Source organism: Allobosea sp. P1_A7 (genome assembly GCF_056406775.1).
The window spans coordinates 15,916-29,534 of record NZ_JBFTZN010000042.1 but is presented as its reverse complement, the minus strand read 5'-3'; the positions used below and the strand labels follow the sequence as shown (position 1 = coordinate 29,534).

Sequence of the window (13,619 nt, the reverse complement as noted above, 5' to 3'; positions counted from 1 at the left end):
GGTCGTGTAGTCGCCGATCTCGATGAGATCGAGCGCACCGGCCTCGTAATCCGAGATGATGACGTCGCGGCCGACCTTGGCACCGAGCAGGCGCCAGTAGAAGCGCATCACCGGCGTACCCTGCAGCCATTTGATATGGACAAGGCCTGCAACGCGCGCGGCGAACCACCAGCGGAAATAATAGACACCCCAGAGCGGATAGACGCCGGGCTTGGTCCGGCCGAGCACGATCCATTTCAAGGCGATCGAGATCAGGCCGGTGACGATGGTGATCGCGACATAGACGCCGAGCAGGGTGAAGACCTGCGCCGGCAGCGACAGATCCTCGCCGGAAATCAGCAGATAGGTGACGAAAATTCCGAGCCACTGCGCCGTCGCCAGGCTGATGATGATCGGCAGCGCGGCGGCCTGCGCCAGCCCGCACAGGAAGCGGCGCCGAAAGGAGGGCGGAGTGAAAGACAGATCCTCCGCCTCCGCGATCCCGCGCCCATCGAGCACCGCCGCCATGCCACGCAACGTACGGGCACCATAGACGTCCTGCAGCGTGATGCCGGCATAGGCAGGGGTTTCGCGCACGATCGAGATGAAGCGCGCGGCCAGCAGCGAATGACCACCGAGATCGACGAAGAAATCGGCCTCGAACGGCAGGCTCGACGCACCCAGTACGCGCTTGGCCGCCTCGAGAAGGGCGGCCTCCGTCTCGTTGCGCGGCGGCTCCTGCTCGCCGGCTGCGGCCGGCGCCGTCAGCGGCGCGGCCCTCAGCATCTTGCGGTCGACCTTGCCCGAGACCATGCGCGGCAGCGAGCCGACAGCCTCGAAATGGGCAGGGACCATGTAGGGAGGCAGCTGTTCTCTCAGCGCAGCGCGCAGCACGCCCGCATCGACCGCGACGCCGGGCTCGCTGACCACGAAGGCGACGAGCCGTTCGATGCCGTCATCTTCGCGCAGCACGACCGCCGCCTGGTTCACCCCCGGCTCGTCTGCGAGCTTCGACTCGATCTCGCCGAGTTCGACCCGGAAGCCGCGGATCTTGATCTGGTCGTCGATACGGCCATGGAAGACGATGTTGCCGGCCGCATCGAGGCTGACCGCATCACCGGATCGGTAGAGAATGGGGTCGTCGATCCCGCCAAACGGATTGGCGATGAATTTCTCCGCCGTCAGTTCGGGGCGGCCGTGATAGCCCCGGGCGACGCCCGGGCCGCCGATCAGGAGTTCGCCCTGCTGGCCAGGCGGCAGCAATTGCAGCTCTTCGCTGACGACATAGGCGGTATAATTGGGGATCGGCCGGCCGATGGTCACCACCTCGCCGGGTTTCACCTCGGTCGCGGTCGCCACCACGGTCGCCTCGGTCGGCCCGTAGGTGTTGAGGATGCGCCTTTCCGGCTTCGCCCATTTCTGCACGATCGAGGGCGGCAGCGCCTCGCCGCCGAGCAGGATGAGCCGCAGCGAAGGCACGTCGGAAGGCAGGATACCGAGCAGCGTCGGCACGGTGTCGATCACGGTGACGCCGGCACCGTTCAGGATTGCCGGCAGCTTCTCGGCATCGCCCATCATCTCGGGCGAAGCGACGAACAGCGTCGCGCCGACGAGATAGGGTGTCCAGATTTCCTCCATCGACAGGTCGAAGGCGACCGACGCGCCCTGGAAGACGATGTCGTCTGGCCCCATCCCGTAGAAGGCGTTCCCGGAGCGCAGGAAGTGGCAGATGTTGTGATGGCTGATGACGATCGCCTTCGGCGTCCCCGTCGAGCCCGAGGTATAGATCAGGTAGGCGGGATGATCCTTGCTCAGCCCGGCTGCGCGCGCCGGCAGGAGTGCGCCATCGTCACGCGCCACGAGATCGGCAGGCGACCAGACCGGACGCCCGATCGCGGCCGCCTTGCCCTGCCAGGCGGCGCAGGTCACGAGCCCCTTGGCCTCGGCATCGTTCAGGCAGGTCGCGATGCGATCGACAGGCGCCTCGGCATCGAACGGCACCCAGGCCGCGCCGCTGAGCGTGATCGCGATCTGCGCGACAAGAAGGTCGATGCCGCGCGGCATCCACAGGCCGACCATGCTGCCGGGGCCGACGCCCGACAGGACAAGGCCGCGCGCCTGACTGCGCGCCGCTGCCCAGACCTCGTCATAGCTGAGCCGGCGTCCGGCATCAGTCAGAGCCGGGTGCGCGCCGCGCGCGGCCACTGTCGCAGCCAAGATCTCGCCCAGAACCTCATCGCGGATCAGGTCAGGCCGCTTCTCGCCCGCGGTCATGGCGAGCGGGGTGGCGCTCCGGGCGGTCTCGTCCACCGACAGAATGCTGATGTCGTTCATGGTGCCCCGCTGCGGATCGGCCAGAGCAGCCCCGGCGGCACTCACCCCAAGGCGACCCTGCGGCGAACCGCACCTCTAAAACTGCCCCGGAAACCGTATCGTTCGATCCGGATTCCGGCTGCCTCCCCCCGGCCGAGCATGTCGCTGTTGTGTGCATCCCTGCTAGCACAACACTCCTTAAAGAGCACCCCTGAACCCACGATGAATGTCTGCGACCGAACCTCGCGCTAGACCCAGGAGACGCGTCCGTCCGAGACCATCAGGATCTTGCCCTGCCAGATATCGACCATGGCGGCTTCCCCCGGCGCGACCGCGCCGACAAGAGCGAGCACGGCGCGCGCCACGCCGCCATGGCTCACCATCACCGTCGCGCCCGTCAGCCCTTCCAGCACCGGCCTGATCCGCTCGGCCAGCATCCGGTAGCTCTCGCCTTCAGGGGGAACGAAGCCCCATTTGTCGCGCTCGCGTGCCAGCGCCAGCTCGCGCTCGGACTTGCGGACCTCGCGCCAGGTGAACCCTTCCCAGGCGCCGAAGGTCAGCTCGCGCAGGCGCTCATCGATGCGGTAGCCCTTGGGCGGCAACCCCAGCCGGTAGCGCAGGATTTCCATGGTCTCGCGCGCCCGCTCCATGGGAGAGGCCACGAAATCGAGCCCCTCATAGCCCTGCACCAGGTTGCGCAGGCGCCCGGCGGCTTCAGCCGCCTGCTCGCGCCCGAGTTCGTTCAGCGGGATGTCCTTCGAACCCTGGAGACGGCCCTCCCGGTTCCAGTCGGTTTCGCCGTGACGGACGAGGAAGAGGCGGTGAGAGATCGTGAGCGGCAGCATGCTCCGGCTCATGCACGCTCCGCGCCCGCAGGTCAAAGCGTCAGAGGGGCACAGGGGCATGCGTATTGGCCATGGCAACCTGTCATCGCTTTCTGATGGCAGAGCGCGAGTGCGCTGTGTATAGGCGGCTCTCCGCTTCGGATGGATCCATGTCCCCGGCTCTCACTTTGCCAGACGGTCGCAGGCTTGCCCTCGGCACGACGCCCCTGCTCATGGGCGTCGTCAATGTCACTCCCGATTCCTTCTCGGATGGCGGCATGCTGAAGAGCGCCGACGAGGCGATCGCTCATGCCGAAACGCTGATCGCGGAGGGCGCCGATATCGTCGATATCGGCGGCGAGTCGACCCGGCCAGGCCATGCAGAAGTCGATGCGGAGACCGAGCGTGCCCGGGTCATCCCGGTGATTTCGCGACTCGCCACCCGAACGCGCATCCCGATCTCGATCGACAGCTACAAGGCCGAGGTCGCCGAAGCCGCGCTCGGCGCCGGCGCAGCGATCGTCAATGACGTCTGGGGCTGCCAGCGCGAGCCGGCCATTGCCGATGTCGCTGCCCGCTTCGGCGCCCCGATGATCCTGATGCACAACCGCGACAGCATCGATCCCGCGCTTGATATCCTCCACGACGTTCTGCGCTACCTCGAACGCTCCATCGCCATCGCCATCGCAGCCGGCGTGCCACGCGAGCAGATCGTGGTCGACCCGGGAATCGGCTTCGGCAAGACGCCGGCGCAGAACCTCGCGATGATCCGCGACCTCCGCCAGCTCGAACAGCTTGGCTGCGCCATCCTGCTCGGCGCCTCACGCAAGTCGACCATCGGTCTGATCACCGGCCAGAAGGTTCCGGCCGAGCGACTGGCCGGCACGCTGGCAGCCCATCTCTACGGCGTCTCGCAGGGCGCCTCGATCATCCGCGCGCATGACATTCGTCCACATGCCGACGCCTTCAAGGTCTGGACCGCCATCGGAGACGCGCCATGAGCGAGACAGGCAGCATCCTGATCGAGAAGCTCGACATCTATGCCTATCACGGCTGCTTCTCCGAGGAGGAACGGCTCGGCCAGCGCTTCACGCTCGATATTGCGCTGGCGACCAATATCCACGCCTCGGCCATCAGCGACGACCTCGCGGATACGGTCGATTACGGCAAGGTCGTCGCCGTGGTGAAACAGACCTTCACCACCCGCCGCTACAATTTGCTGGAAGCGGCAGCGCGCGCCGTGGCGCAGGCCATCCTGGCCGAGTTCCCGCCGGTCAGCCGTGTCTGGATCACCCTGCGCAAGCCCGCGCCGCCGATTCCGGCAACGCTGGCAGCTGTCGGCATCCGCCTGGACTTCCGGCGTGAAGACTGAGGCCGCTCTCTGCTTCGGCGGCAATCTCGGCGATCCGGTCATTGCCTTCGCCGCCGCGATCGAAGCCCTGGCGCGCCATCCTTCCGTGACCGTGCTGCGGATTTCGTCGGTCTATCGCACCGCGCCCTGGGGCAAGCTCGACCAGCCCGAATTCAAGAACATGGCCGTGATGATCGCAACCGATCTCGCGGCGGCCGACCTGCTCGCCTTCTGTCTGAGGATCGAGCGCGAGCAGGGGCGCGAGCGCAAGGAGCGCTGGGGGCCGCGCACGCTCGATATCGATATTCTGACTTATGGCGAGGCTATCATCGACGAGCCGGGTCTTCAGGTTCCGCACCCGCGCATCGCCGAGCGCGCCTTCGTCCTGGCACCGCTCGCGGAAATCGCGCCGGCGCTCGTCATCGGCGGCAGGAGTGCGTCCGAGCTGCGCGACGCTCTCGCGAGCGAGGAAGTCAGGCGCGACGATACGGAAACGGCGCGCCTGCGGAACGCCAGCGCCGGCTGAAGCCGGCGCTCCGGATCACTCGCCCTTGTCGAGCGTGATATCGGGGGCAGACGGCACCTTCATGCCGACCACGTGGTAGCCGGCATCGACATGCATGATCTCGCCGGTGATGCCGCGCGACATGTCGGAGACCAGGAAGACCGCGGTCTCGCCGACTTCCTCGATGGTCACGGTGCGACGGAGCGGTGAATTGTACTCGTTCCAGCGCAGGATATAGCGGAAATCGCCGATACCAGAGGCGGCGAGCGTCTTGATCGGCCCGGCCGAGATCGCGTTGACGCGGATCTTCGAGGGACCGAGATCGGCGGCGAGATACTGCACGCTCGATTCCAGCGCCGCCTTCGCCACGCCCATGACGTTGTAATGCGGCATCCATTTCTCGGCGCCGTAATAGGTCAGCGTCAGCATCGAGCCGCCATTGGTCATCAGCTTCTCGGCGCGCTGCGTGACGGCGGTGAAGGAATAGCAGGAGATCAGGAGCGACTTGGTGAAATTCGCTTCAGTCGTCTCGACATAGCGGCCGGTCAGCTCGTCCTTGTCGGAGAAGGCGATGCAGTGAACGACGAAATCGAGCTTGCCCCAGAGCTTCTCGACCTCGGCGAAGACGGCATCGATCGTCGCCGAGTCGGTGACGTCGCAATGGCCGACAACGTGTCCGCCAAGTTCCTTCGCCAGGGGTTCGACGCGCTTCTTCAGCGCATCGCCCTGATAGGTGAAAGCCAGCTCCGCACCAGCATCGGCCGCAGCCTTGGCAATGCCCCAGGCAATCGAGCGATTGTTCGCGACGCCCATGATGAGGCCCCGCTTGCCCTTCAGGACATTGGCGGTGGAGGAGGCAGCGCTGGATTCGGGCATCGGGGACCTGCGAACTGGACGAAGCGGAAGGTCTCTTAGCCGAGCCAGCGCCTCAACGAAAGGCTCAGTTGCTCGCTTACTCGCTCCGCGCCTTCATCAGCGCCGTCAGCTCGGGATCCTTCTCCGGCATCTCGATGTCGATTGCGACGAAGAGATCGCCGTGATGACCCTTCTCGCCCTTCAGCCCTTTGCCGCGCAGGCGAAACTGCTTCGTCGTACCGGTTAGCGGCGGAATCTTCATCTCCACGGCTCCGGTGAGGGTCGGCACATGCAGCGGCCCGCCCAGCACGGCCGTCGCCAGCGGAACCGCCACGCGGGTACGCAGATCATGGCCCTCGATCGTGAAGCGCGGATCGGGCTTGACCTTGATCGTCATCAGCAGGTCGCCAGCCTCGCCCGAGAAGGGATCGGTCTGGCCAAGGCCGCGCAGCCGCATGACCTTGCCGTCCGCAACACCCTCGGGAATCGTGACCTCGACCTCGCGCCCATGCGGCAGCTTCACACGGCGGGTAGCGCCCGTGGCTGCCTCGGCAAGCGAGACGCTCAGGGAAAAGCTCTGCTCCGGCGGTTTCTGGGGCTCATGGCGAGCCCGGCCGCCGCCGCGGCGGGCCGCGTCACCGAAAAGCGAGCCGAAAATATCGGCAGGATCGAAGCCCTGATCGGCCCCACCACGCCCCGAGGCCGCGCCGCCGCCATGGCCGAAATTGAACTCGAACCCGCCGGCACGCCCGCCCCGACCGGCGCCCATGCCCTCGAAGCCCTGGAATTTCGGCTTGCCGTCGGCGTCGATCTCGCCGCGGTCGAACTGTTTGCGCTTGGTTTCGTCACCCACGATCTCATAGGCGCTGTTGAGCTCCGAGAAGCGGTCCTGCGCCTTGGGATCATCCTGATTGCGGTCGGGATGCAGGTCCTTGGCGCGACGGCGATAGGCTTTCTTGATTTCAGCTTCGCTGGCACCACGGGCGACGCCCAGGACCTGATACGGATCGCGCATGCATGAACCCCACTCTTCGACGAGACGCTGTTTCCCGCGCCCGATACGGCACGCCGGAACAGCTCCGCCCGCTATGTGGGGAGACTGTGGCGGGAATGCAACGTTTTCCTTCCCGGCGCGGCCGCAGGCCGGATCCGGCAGCCTATGCTAGCTCAACCCCTTCCAGGGTTGCGTTTCCTTGACTGCCCATTCTCCACCGGACGGACGGCAGGCCGTGCCCTGAAGCCGAACCGGGCTGGTCTGCGTCTGGACATTGGCGATGAAGGCACGACAAATCTCGTCCGAGCGCAGGAACGGCCCACCGACCGGCGTGAACGATCCCTTCATGCCGCTCTGCGGATTATCCCAGTTGACCGCTGCGCCATTGCCCTGGGGGTCGAGGGCCAGCGCCATCGCCCCATCGGCACGGCGCAGATCCTCGGGACCRAGCTCGGTGGAGAGGGCGCCAAGCACGCTCGGCTTCGTCGTGCCGCGCGCCGGCAGGGTCGAAGTCGTCGTCATCGCCACCTCGTCTTCGGACTTGCTCGACAGGCCGAGGATCGGAAAGGAGACCGAGCAGCCGGCGCTGGCAACTGCGAGCAGCAGCACGGTGGCGACAGCAGCCGGACGCATGGGCGCAGCGCGCCGATCGAGGCTTTGGTTCGCCGCCCGGGCTGGCCTATATAAACTCGCAGTCCAACACCAAATCACAGATTGCGCTCGCCCGACGCTTAACCAGAACTTGCCGAGGATTAGACACGTGGAACGGTTAACGCCGGGTGACTTCACCGAAGTCGATGAACCCTTCGCCCTGTTCGCGAGCTGGCTGGAGGAGGCCGCGCGCTCCGAGCCGAACGACCCGAACGGCATGGCACTCTCGACGGTCGATGCCGAGGGCCTGCCCAATGTCCGCATGGTCCTGCTGAAGGGGCACGATCGCGACGGCTTCGTCTTCTACACCAACACCCAAAGCCAGAAGGGCGAGGAGCTTCTCGGCCAGGGCAAGGCGGCCGCATTGTTCCACTGGAAGAGCCTGCGCCGGCAAGTCCGTATTCGCGGACCCGTGTCGATCGTCAGCGACGCCGAGGCCGATGCGTATTTCCAGTCTCGCCCGCGCGACAGCCGCATCGGAGCCTGGGCCTCGCAGCAGTCGCGCCCGCTCGAGAGCCGCTTCGCGCTCGAGAAGGCCGTGGCGAGCTATGCCGCGAAATTCGGTCTCAGCACGATCCCGCGCCCGCCGCATTGGACTGGATTCCGCATCGACCCGGTCTATATCGAGTTCTGGCGCGACGGCGCCTTCCGCCTGCACGATCGTGTGGTCTTCCGCCGTGCCTCGGCCGCCGAGCCGTGGACGCGAACCCGCCTTTACCCCTGAGGATCTGACCGCATGGCCATGCCGAAATTCGACTTCCCCAAGACCGAGGCAGGCAAGCGCCCGGTCATGCTCCTGACCGGAGCGAGCCGCGGGATCGGCCACGCCACGGTGATGCAGTTCGCCATGGCGGGCTGGCGCATCCTGTCCTGCTCGCGCCAGGCCTTCTCGGATAAATGCCCCTGGCCCTCAGGCGCCGACGATCATGTCCAGATCGATCTCGGCGACCCCGAGGACACGATGCGTGGCATAGCCGAGATCAAGAAGCGGCTGGCGGCCGAGGGCGGCAAGCTCAATGCGCTGGTCAACAATGCCGGCATTTCGCCGAAGGGGCCGAAGGGCATGCGCCTGGGCGCTGCCACGACCTCCTTCAATGACTGGCACCAGGTCTTCCAGGTCAACTTCTTCGCGCCGATCATGCTGGCGCGCGGCCTGCTGGACGAGCTGACCGCCGCCAGGGGCACGATCGTCAACGTCACCTCGATCGCCGGCTCCCGCGTCCACCCCTTCGCCGGTGCCGCCTATGCCACCTCGAAGGCTGCGCTCGCCAGCCTGACGCGCGAGATGGCCGCCGATTTCGGCCCGCTCGGCATCCGGGTGAACTCGATTTCGCCCGGCGAGATCGACACTGCCATCCTCTCGCCCGGCACCGAGAAGATCGTCGCGACGCTGCCGCTCGGCCGGCTCGGCAAGACGGAGGAAGTCGCGAAGGCGATCCATTTCCTCTGCACCGACGCCTCGTCCTATGTCACGGGCGCCGAGTTGCACATCAATGGCGGGCAGCACGTGTGAAGAGCCAAGGCGGCCAGGTCATCCGTTTTCCGACGCAGGCCAAGGCGGCGCGCCCAACGCTTGCCGCGTCCCTCGCGGTCTTCCGCGACGGCAAGGTGCTGCTCGCAACCCGCACCAAGCCGCCGGCCGACCAGCTCTGGTCACTCCCCGGCGGCAAGGTCGAAGCAGGCGAGACGCTTGAAGCGGCCGCACTGCGCGAGCTCGAGGAGGAGGTCGGGGTCAAGGCCGCCATTCTCGGCTTCAACCGGCATGTCGAGATTTTCGGACGTGATGCGGCAGGCTCGGTGACGCATCATTTCGTCATCGCCTCATTCGTCGGCGAATGGATTTCCGGCGAGCCGCAGCCCGGCCCTGAGGCAGGCGCCGTGATGTGGGCCGATCCGCTCAAACTCGGAGGCTTGGCGACGACGCGCGAACTCGGTGACGTGCTGCGGAACGCCCATGCCATCCTGCAGAACGGCGGGCAGCGGCCGTGACCTGCGCCCGCCTCGCGCTCCTGCTCGCCTGGACATTGGCGGTTGCGCCGTTCGGTCACGCCGTTGCACAGGGGCAACGCCAGCAATCGGCGCCGCAGCCGCCGACCCAGGCCACGCCGCCCCCCGAGGCGCCGCCTCCGCCTTACGAACCGCAACTGCTCGAACTCGCCGAGATCATGGGCTCGCTTGCCTATTTGCGGACCTTGTGCGGCGGCAAGGAAGCCGATGTCTGGCGTGAGCGCATGACTGCGCTGATCGAGGCCGAAGGACGCACGCCACAGCGGCGGGAACGGCTGATGAGTGCCTATAACGGCGGTTTCCGGGCTTATGCGGCGACCCACCGGAGCTGTTCTGGCGGCAGCCAGGAGGCCGCACGGCGACTCGCCGCCGAAGGCGACCGTCTGGCCCGGTCCCTCGCCGGCCGCTATGGCGGATAGGTCACATCGGGACGAAACTGTGTCTTTCTCAAAACTCGCGCGGTCAAATTAACCTTTCTTAAACACCGCGGTAGCGCCAGCCTCCCCTGATGCGTATGAATCTGAGGCAGTCGATCGCCCCGGCGCAGGCCTGATTCTCGGGTACGCGCCGGTCCTTTGTGACCAGCCGCAGAGTCCGTGCCTTCATGTCCATCCGTCCAGACGATCTGCAGCTCGATCCCATGCTCACCGACGAGCCGGGAGATGCACGCCGCGTCGCCTATGGCTATGTCGAGGACGCCTTCAACGAGGCGCAGCAGGACGGGCTCGACAGCGATGCGCTGGCTCACGCCGCTCTCTTCGCGGCCTTTCGCACGCTGGTCGAGACCTATGGCGAAGAAGCCACAGCTGTTTTCGCCGAAACCCTGGCGGAAAAGGTGCGCTGCGGCGCCTTCACGATGGGCACACGGCACTAGATCGCCATGCGTCCGACCGGACGTACTGTGGCGGCCCATCTCTTTGCCCCGCATCGGATTTCTCCGAAAAGTGGATCCCACTGTCCGGTCTGATGCTCTGGTCTTGCCTAGGCGCCGCTAGCGGCCCGGCGGGCATTCTCTGCGCGAGCGAGCAATAATGTTCGCTCCTGCACATTCCTCGTCATCGCCGCCGCGCGCTCGAACTCGGCCTGCGCCTCGCCATGCCGATCGAGCTTGCCGAGCAGATCGGCCCGTACGCTCGGCAGCAGATGGTAGTTCTTCAGCGAAGGTTCCAAGACCAGTCGTTCGACCGCGGCAAGCCCGGCTGCCGGCCCCTCGGCCATGCTGATCGCCACCGCCCGGTTGAGTTCGACGATCGGCGACGGGTTGATCGCGGCCAGCGCGCCATAAAGCACGGCGATGCGGACCCAATCCGTCTCTTCCGCGGTGCGCGCCCGCGCATGGCAGGCGGCTAGCTCGGCCTGGAGCAGATAGGGACCGATCGCGCCGCCGATCGCACGGGCCCGCTCGATCGCGGCAAAGCCCCGGCGGATCAGAAGATGGTCCCAGCGAGCGCGTTTCTGGTCGAGCAGCAGGATCGGCTCGCCGCTCGGGCCGACCCTGGCCCTGAGGCGCGACGCCTGGATCTCCATCAGCGCTACGAGTCCATGGACCTCGGGCTCCTGCGGCGCGAGCTCGGCCAGGATGCGCCCCAGCCTGAGTGCTTCTTCGCACAGGGCCGGCCGGATCCAGTCCTCGCCGGCTGTTGCCGCATAGCCCTCGTTGAAGATCAGGTAGACGACCTCGAGCACCGACTCGAGTCTCTCGGCCAATTCCGCGCCATGCGGAACCTCGAAGGGCACTTTGGCGTCGGCAAGCGTCTTCTTCGCCCGCACGATCCGCTGCGCCATGGTTGGCTCAGGCACCAGGAAGGCCCGCGCGATCTCTTCGGTGGTGAGTCCACCGAGCAGTCGCAGCGTCAGTGCAAGGCGCGCCTCCGTCGAGAGAACCGGATGGCAGGCCGTGAAGACAAGCCGCAGCAGATCGTCGCCGACATCGTCATCGAGCGCGGCGTCGAGATCGGGCGTCGTCTCGGTTTCGAGTTGGTGGCCAAGCTCCTGATGCTTGCGGGCGAGAAGCTTGTCGCGGCGAAAGCCGTCGAGGGCGCGGTGCTTGCCCGCCTGCATCAGCCAGGCGCCCGGATTGCGCGGTACGCCGTCTTGCGGCCACTGCTTCAGGGCTGCGACCAGCGCATCCTGCGCCAGTTCCTCGGCGCGCCCGACATCACGCGTGATGCGCGTCAGCCCGGCGATCAGCTTGGGAGCCTCGATTCGCCAGACCGTTTCAATGGTGCGGTGTGCATCGCTCGCCAACATGACGGACGATACACACCATTTCGGCCCTTGCTGCGCAAGCCGTCCGGTCTGTCGTCAGGCCGCGAGAAAGCGTTCCAGCTCCGGCGCCAACACCGGCAGCGAGACATTGTGCGTCTGCCCCTTCAGCACGGCGTGACTGGCTCCCGGAACGGAATCGGCCGCAGCCTGCGCCGCCATTCTCAGCGAGCGCGGGCTCTTCTCCCCTGCAAGCAACAGCGTCGGAACTGCGACCTTGGCGAACCGCTCGGCCGGCACCGTGAAATCGCCCATGATCGTCGTGTCGTAGACCAGCGTATGGGCCACTGCCTTGAGCTTGGACCAGCCCGGCATCAGCCGCATCAGCCAGCCGACAAATGTCGGCATGCCGACGATATCGACCATGAAGAAGCGCACTGCGGCGCTGCGCCGGCCCGCGGCGATCAGCGCCCTGAGCTTGCCGGGGCAGTCCTGCGGCGGCTGCCGGCCCTCCTTGTCAGCGGCGAGATAAGGCGGTTCGTACAGCGCGAGCCGGCGAATCGGCACGCCTGCGGCGGCAGCTTCAAGCGCCAATGCGGCGCCGGATGAGAGGCCGACAGCCGCTGCCTCGCCGCCCGCCTCGGCGACGAGCGCAGCGATGTCCTCGATCTCGCGCTGCTTGGCATAGGTCGGCGAGTCGCCGCTATCGCCGCGCCCGCGGCGGTCATAGACGAAGACGGTGAAGCGCTCCGCCAGCAGCGGCGCAAGCTTCGGCATCGGCCCGAAGGCGCGGCTGCAGAGCGCGCCGTCGACGAGGATGACCGCCGGGCCGGAACCGAAGCGCTGATAGGCGATGGCGGTGCCATCCTTGGACAAGACCGTATTCATGAAAGCCTCCACAGACCGATGGCGCAAGACGCAGCGGCAGGTATCGTCCCGCCGTCACTCACCGCCGATGCCCATTTCCCGGAAGCGCTCGACCGATTCGAACTGCTCGAAATCCTCCAGCTCATAGAGTTCGCGGATCTCGATTTCGCACTCCTGACCCGGCTCGAAGGGCCTGGGAAAGCGCCGCGTCCATTCGAGCGCTTCCTCGCGGGACTTGGCCTTGATCACGGTGTAACCGGCGACCAACTCCTTGGTCTCGGCGAAGGGGCCGTCAACGACGCGGTTCTTGCCGTCGGCCGAGTACTTGATCCTCCAGCCCTTCGAGCTCGGCTTCAGGCCGGAGCCGTCGAGCAGCATGCCGGCCTTGGCAAGCTCCTCGTGATAGGCCGCCATCGCCGCCATCAGACTGTCATCTTCCGGGAAGATGCCCGCTTCGCTGTCCTTGGTCGCCTTGACCATGATCATGTAACGCATGGATTTGCTCCTGGAGTCGGTGGTCCGAAGCCGGTCGGGGCCTTGTGCCCCGCCGCTCCTGAGGACACGTCGATCGACGCGTCGCGAAATCGACGCGTCAGCCGGACTTTTTCGCGGCCTCGGCGCGGATGCGCTCTTCCTGCTCGCGCAGCTCCGGGGTGAAGGCCTCTCCGAAATCCTCGGCCTCGAAGATCCGGCGGATCTCGATCTCGGAATCGCCTGTCATTGGATTCGGGCAGCGCTTGACCCATTCGACCGCCTCTTCCATCGACTTGCACTGCCAGATCCAGAAACCGGCGATCAGTTCCTTGGTCTCGGCGAAAGGTCCGTCGACGACGGCACGCTTGGCGCCTGAGAAGCGGATGCGTGCGCCCTTGGAGCTGGGATGCAGCCCGTCACCGGCGAGCATGATGCCGGCCTTTACCAGTTGCTCGTTATAGGCGCCCATGGCGGTCAGCAGTTCCTCGCTCGGCATGATGCCGGCTTCGGAATCCTGGGTCGCCTTGACGATGATCATGAAGCGCATCGGTCTTCTCCTGATGGGGTGGGTGGGTTCTGACTTTGGTTCGGAGA

At 66.2% G+C, this 13,619-nt stretch carries 17 protein-coding genes; 8 read left to right on the top strand and 9 right to left on the bottom strand.

The annotated features are described in order from the left end of the window. Both AC1D34_RS09975 and AC1D34_RS09970 read right to left on the bottom strand, forming a co-directional pair. A partial coding sequence (locus AC1D34_RS09975) for a non-ribosomal peptide synthetase (protein WP_476824125.1) occupies nt 1–2,313 on the bottom strand: 2,313 nt, incomplete at its 3' end. Between the two features lie 227 nt (nt 2,314–2,540). Continuing rightward, nucleotides 2,541–3,149, bottom strand: coding sequence for a histidine phosphatase family protein (locus AC1D34_RS09970; protein ID WP_476824124.1), 609 nt, complete (start codon nt 3,147–3,149; stop codon nt 2,541–2,543). A gap of 137 nt (nt 3,150–3,286) precedes the next feature. Here AC1D34_RS09970 and folP point away from each other — a divergent pair, with 137 nt between their 5' ends. Genes folP through folK form a run of 3 tightly spaced genes read left to right on the top strand, consistent with a single transcriptional unit; the run spans nt 3,287 to nt 4,993 of the window. Next, nucleotides 3,287–4,117, top strand: coding sequence for a dihydropteroate synthase (folP, locus tag AC1D34_RS09965; RefSeq protein WP_476824123.1), 831 nt, complete (start codon nt 3,287–3,289; stop codon nt 4,115–4,117). Further along, nucleotides 4,114–4,488 (top strand): dihydroneopterin aldolase, encoded by a 375-nt coding sequence (gene folB, locus AC1D34_RS09960; protein WP_069879469.1) that lies wholly within the window; start codon nt 4,114–4,116, stop codon nt 4,486–4,488. The genes folP and folB overlap by 4 nt, the downstream gene beginning before the upstream one ends. Then, a complete protein-coding gene (folK, locus tag AC1D34_RS09955) occupies nt 4,478–4,993 on the top strand; it encodes a 2-amino-4-hydroxy-6-hydroxymethyldihydropteridine diphosphokinase (RefSeq protein WP_476824122.1) in 516 nt (171 codons plus the stop codon). The genes folB and folK overlap by 11 nt, the downstream gene beginning before the upstream one ends. Nucleotides 4,994–5,008: 15 nt before the next feature. On the opposite strand, the gene fabI is transcribed toward folK, so the two are convergent. The 3 genes from fabI to AC1D34_RS09940 all read right to left on the bottom strand — a co-directional run bounded on the left by fabI (nt 5,009) and on the right by AC1D34_RS09940 (nt 7,454). Then, nucleotides 5,009–5,848, bottom strand: coding sequence for an enoyl-ACP reductase FabI (fabI, locus tag AC1D34_RS09950; protein WP_441507678.1), 840 nt, complete (start codon nt 5,846–5,848; stop codon nt 5,009–5,011). Nucleotides 5,849–5,924: 76 nt separating this feature from the next. Next, nucleotides 5,925–6,842, bottom strand: a complete 918-nt coding sequence (locus AC1D34_RS09945) for a DnaJ C-terminal domain-containing protein (protein ID WP_069879466.1) — start codon at nt 6,840–6,842, stop codon at nt 5,925–5,927. 147 nt (nt 6,843–6,989) lie between these two features. After that, complete coding sequence (locus AC1D34_RS09940; protein WP_441507677.1) at nt 6,990–7,454, bottom strand: RT0821/Lpp0805 family surface protein; 465 nt, start codon at nt 7,452–7,454, stop codon at nt 6,990–6,992. 127 nt (nt 7,455–7,581) lie between these two features. Between AC1D34_RS09940 and pdxH the strand changes: the two genes are divergently transcribed. The 5 genes from pdxH to AC1D34_RS09915 all read left to right on the top strand — a co-directional run bounded on the left by pdxH (nt 7,582) and on the right by AC1D34_RS09915 (nt 10,353). Continuing rightward, on the top strand, nt 7,582–8,196 hold the full coding sequence (gene pdxH / locus AC1D34_RS09935) for a pyridoxamine 5'-phosphate oxidase (RefSeq protein ID WP_441488267.1): 615 nt from the start codon (nt 7,582–7,584) through the stop codon (nt 8,194–8,196). Between the two features lie 12 nt (nt 8,197–8,208). Next, on the top strand, nt 8,209–8,985 hold the full coding sequence (locus AC1D34_RS09930) for an SDR family NAD(P)-dependent oxidoreductase (protein ID WP_052514014.1): 777 nt from the start codon (nt 8,209–8,211) through the stop codon (nt 8,983–8,985). Then, the gene (locus AC1D34_RS09925) at nt 8,982–9,461 is read left to right on the top strand and encodes an NUDIX hydrolase (RefSeq protein ID WP_441488266.1); all 480 of its coding nucleotides are present in this window, start codon (nt 8,982–8,984) and stop codon (nt 9,459–9,461) included. Before AC1D34_RS09930 ends, AC1D34_RS09925 begins: the two co-directional genes overlap by 4 nt. Continuing rightward, nucleotides 9,458–9,898 (top strand): TIGR02301 family protein, encoded by a 441-nt coding sequence (locus AC1D34_RS09920; RefSeq protein WP_441488265.1) that lies wholly within the window; start codon nt 9,458–9,460, stop codon nt 9,896–9,898. Before AC1D34_RS09925 ends, AC1D34_RS09920 begins: the two co-directional genes overlap by 4 nt. Before the next feature lie 185 nt (nt 9,899–10,083). Beyond that, nucleotides 10,084–10,353, top strand: a complete 270-nt coding sequence (locus AC1D34_RS09915; protein WP_441488264.1) for a hypothetical protein — start codon at nt 10,084–10,086, stop codon at nt 10,351–10,353. 107 nt (nt 10,354–10,460) lie between these two features. Here AC1D34_RS09915 and AC1D34_RS09910 read toward each other — a convergent pair whose 3' ends face one another. The 4 genes from AC1D34_RS09910 to AC1D34_RS09895 all read right to left on the bottom strand — a co-directional run bounded on the left by AC1D34_RS09910 (nt 10,461) and on the right by AC1D34_RS09895 (nt 13,572). Further along, nucleotides 10,461–11,729 (bottom strand): RNA polymerase sigma factor, encoded by a 1,269-nt coding sequence (locus AC1D34_RS09910; protein ID WP_476824121.1) that lies wholly within the window; start codon nt 11,727–11,729, stop codon nt 10,461–10,463. Nucleotides 11,730–11,783: 54 nt separating this feature from the next. Next, nucleotides 11,784–12,572, bottom strand: a complete 789-nt coding sequence (locus AC1D34_RS09905) for an alpha/beta fold hydrolase (RefSeq protein ID WP_441507034.1) — start codon at nt 12,570–12,572, stop codon at nt 11,784–11,786. 54 nt (nt 12,573–12,626) lie between these two features. Continuing rightward, complete coding sequence (locus AC1D34_RS09900) at nt 12,627–13,046, bottom strand: YciI family protein (protein WP_069879459.1); 420 nt, start codon at nt 13,044–13,046, stop codon at nt 12,627–12,629. 97 nt (nt 13,047–13,143) lie between these two features. Next, nucleotides 13,144–13,572, bottom strand: a complete 429-nt coding sequence (locus AC1D34_RS09895) for a YciI family protein (protein WP_441488260.1) — start codon at nt 13,570–13,572, stop codon at nt 13,144–13,146. Nucleotides 13,573–13,619 lie beyond the last annotated feature (47 nt).

Bases quoted from the DNA above. Each gene is read 5' to 3' on its own strand.
- AC1D34_RS09905 (WP_441507034.1), bottom strand. From the start codon at position 12,572: ATGAATACGGTCTTGTCCAAGGATGGCACCGCCATCGCCTATCAGCGC.
- AC1D34_RS09900 (WP_069879459.1), bottom strand. From the start codon at position 13,046: ATGCGTTACATGATCATGGTCAAGGCGACCAAGGACAGCGAAGCGGGC.
- AC1D34_RS09970 (WP_476824124.1), bottom strand. From the start codon at position 3,149: ATGAGCCGGAGCATGCTGCCGCTCACGATCTCTCACCGCCTCTTCCTC.
- folB (WP_069879469.1), top strand. From the start codon at position 4,114: ATGAGCGAGACAGGCAGCATCCTGATCGAGAAGCTCGACATCTATGCC.
- AC1D34_RS09895 (WP_441488260.1), bottom strand. From the start codon at position 13,572: ATGCGCTTCATGATCATCGTCAAGGCGACCCAGGATTCCGAAGCCGGC.
- AC1D34_RS09915 (WP_441488264.1), top strand. From the start codon at position 10,084: ATGTCCATCCGTCCAGACGATCTGCAGCTCGATCCCATGCTCACCGAC.
- AC1D34_RS09945 (WP_069879466.1), bottom strand. From the start codon at position 6,842: ATGCGCGATCCGTATCAGGTCCTGGGCGTCGCCCGTGGTGCCAGCGAA.
- AC1D34_RS09930 (WP_052514014.1), top strand. From the start codon at position 8,209: ATGGCCATGCCGAAATTCGACTTCCCCAAGACCGAGGCAGGCAAGCGC.
- AC1D34_RS09910 (WP_476824121.1), bottom strand. From the start codon at position 11,729: ATGTTGGCGAGCGATGCACACCGCACCATTGAAACGGTCTGGCGAATC.
- folP (WP_476824123.1), top strand. From the start codon at position 3,287: ATGTCCCCGGCTCTCACTTTGCCAGACGGTCGCAGGCTTGCCCTCGGC.
- fabI (WP_441507678.1), bottom strand. From the start codon at position 5,848: ATGCCCGAATCCAGCGCTGCCTCCTCCACCGCCAATGTCCTGAAGGGC.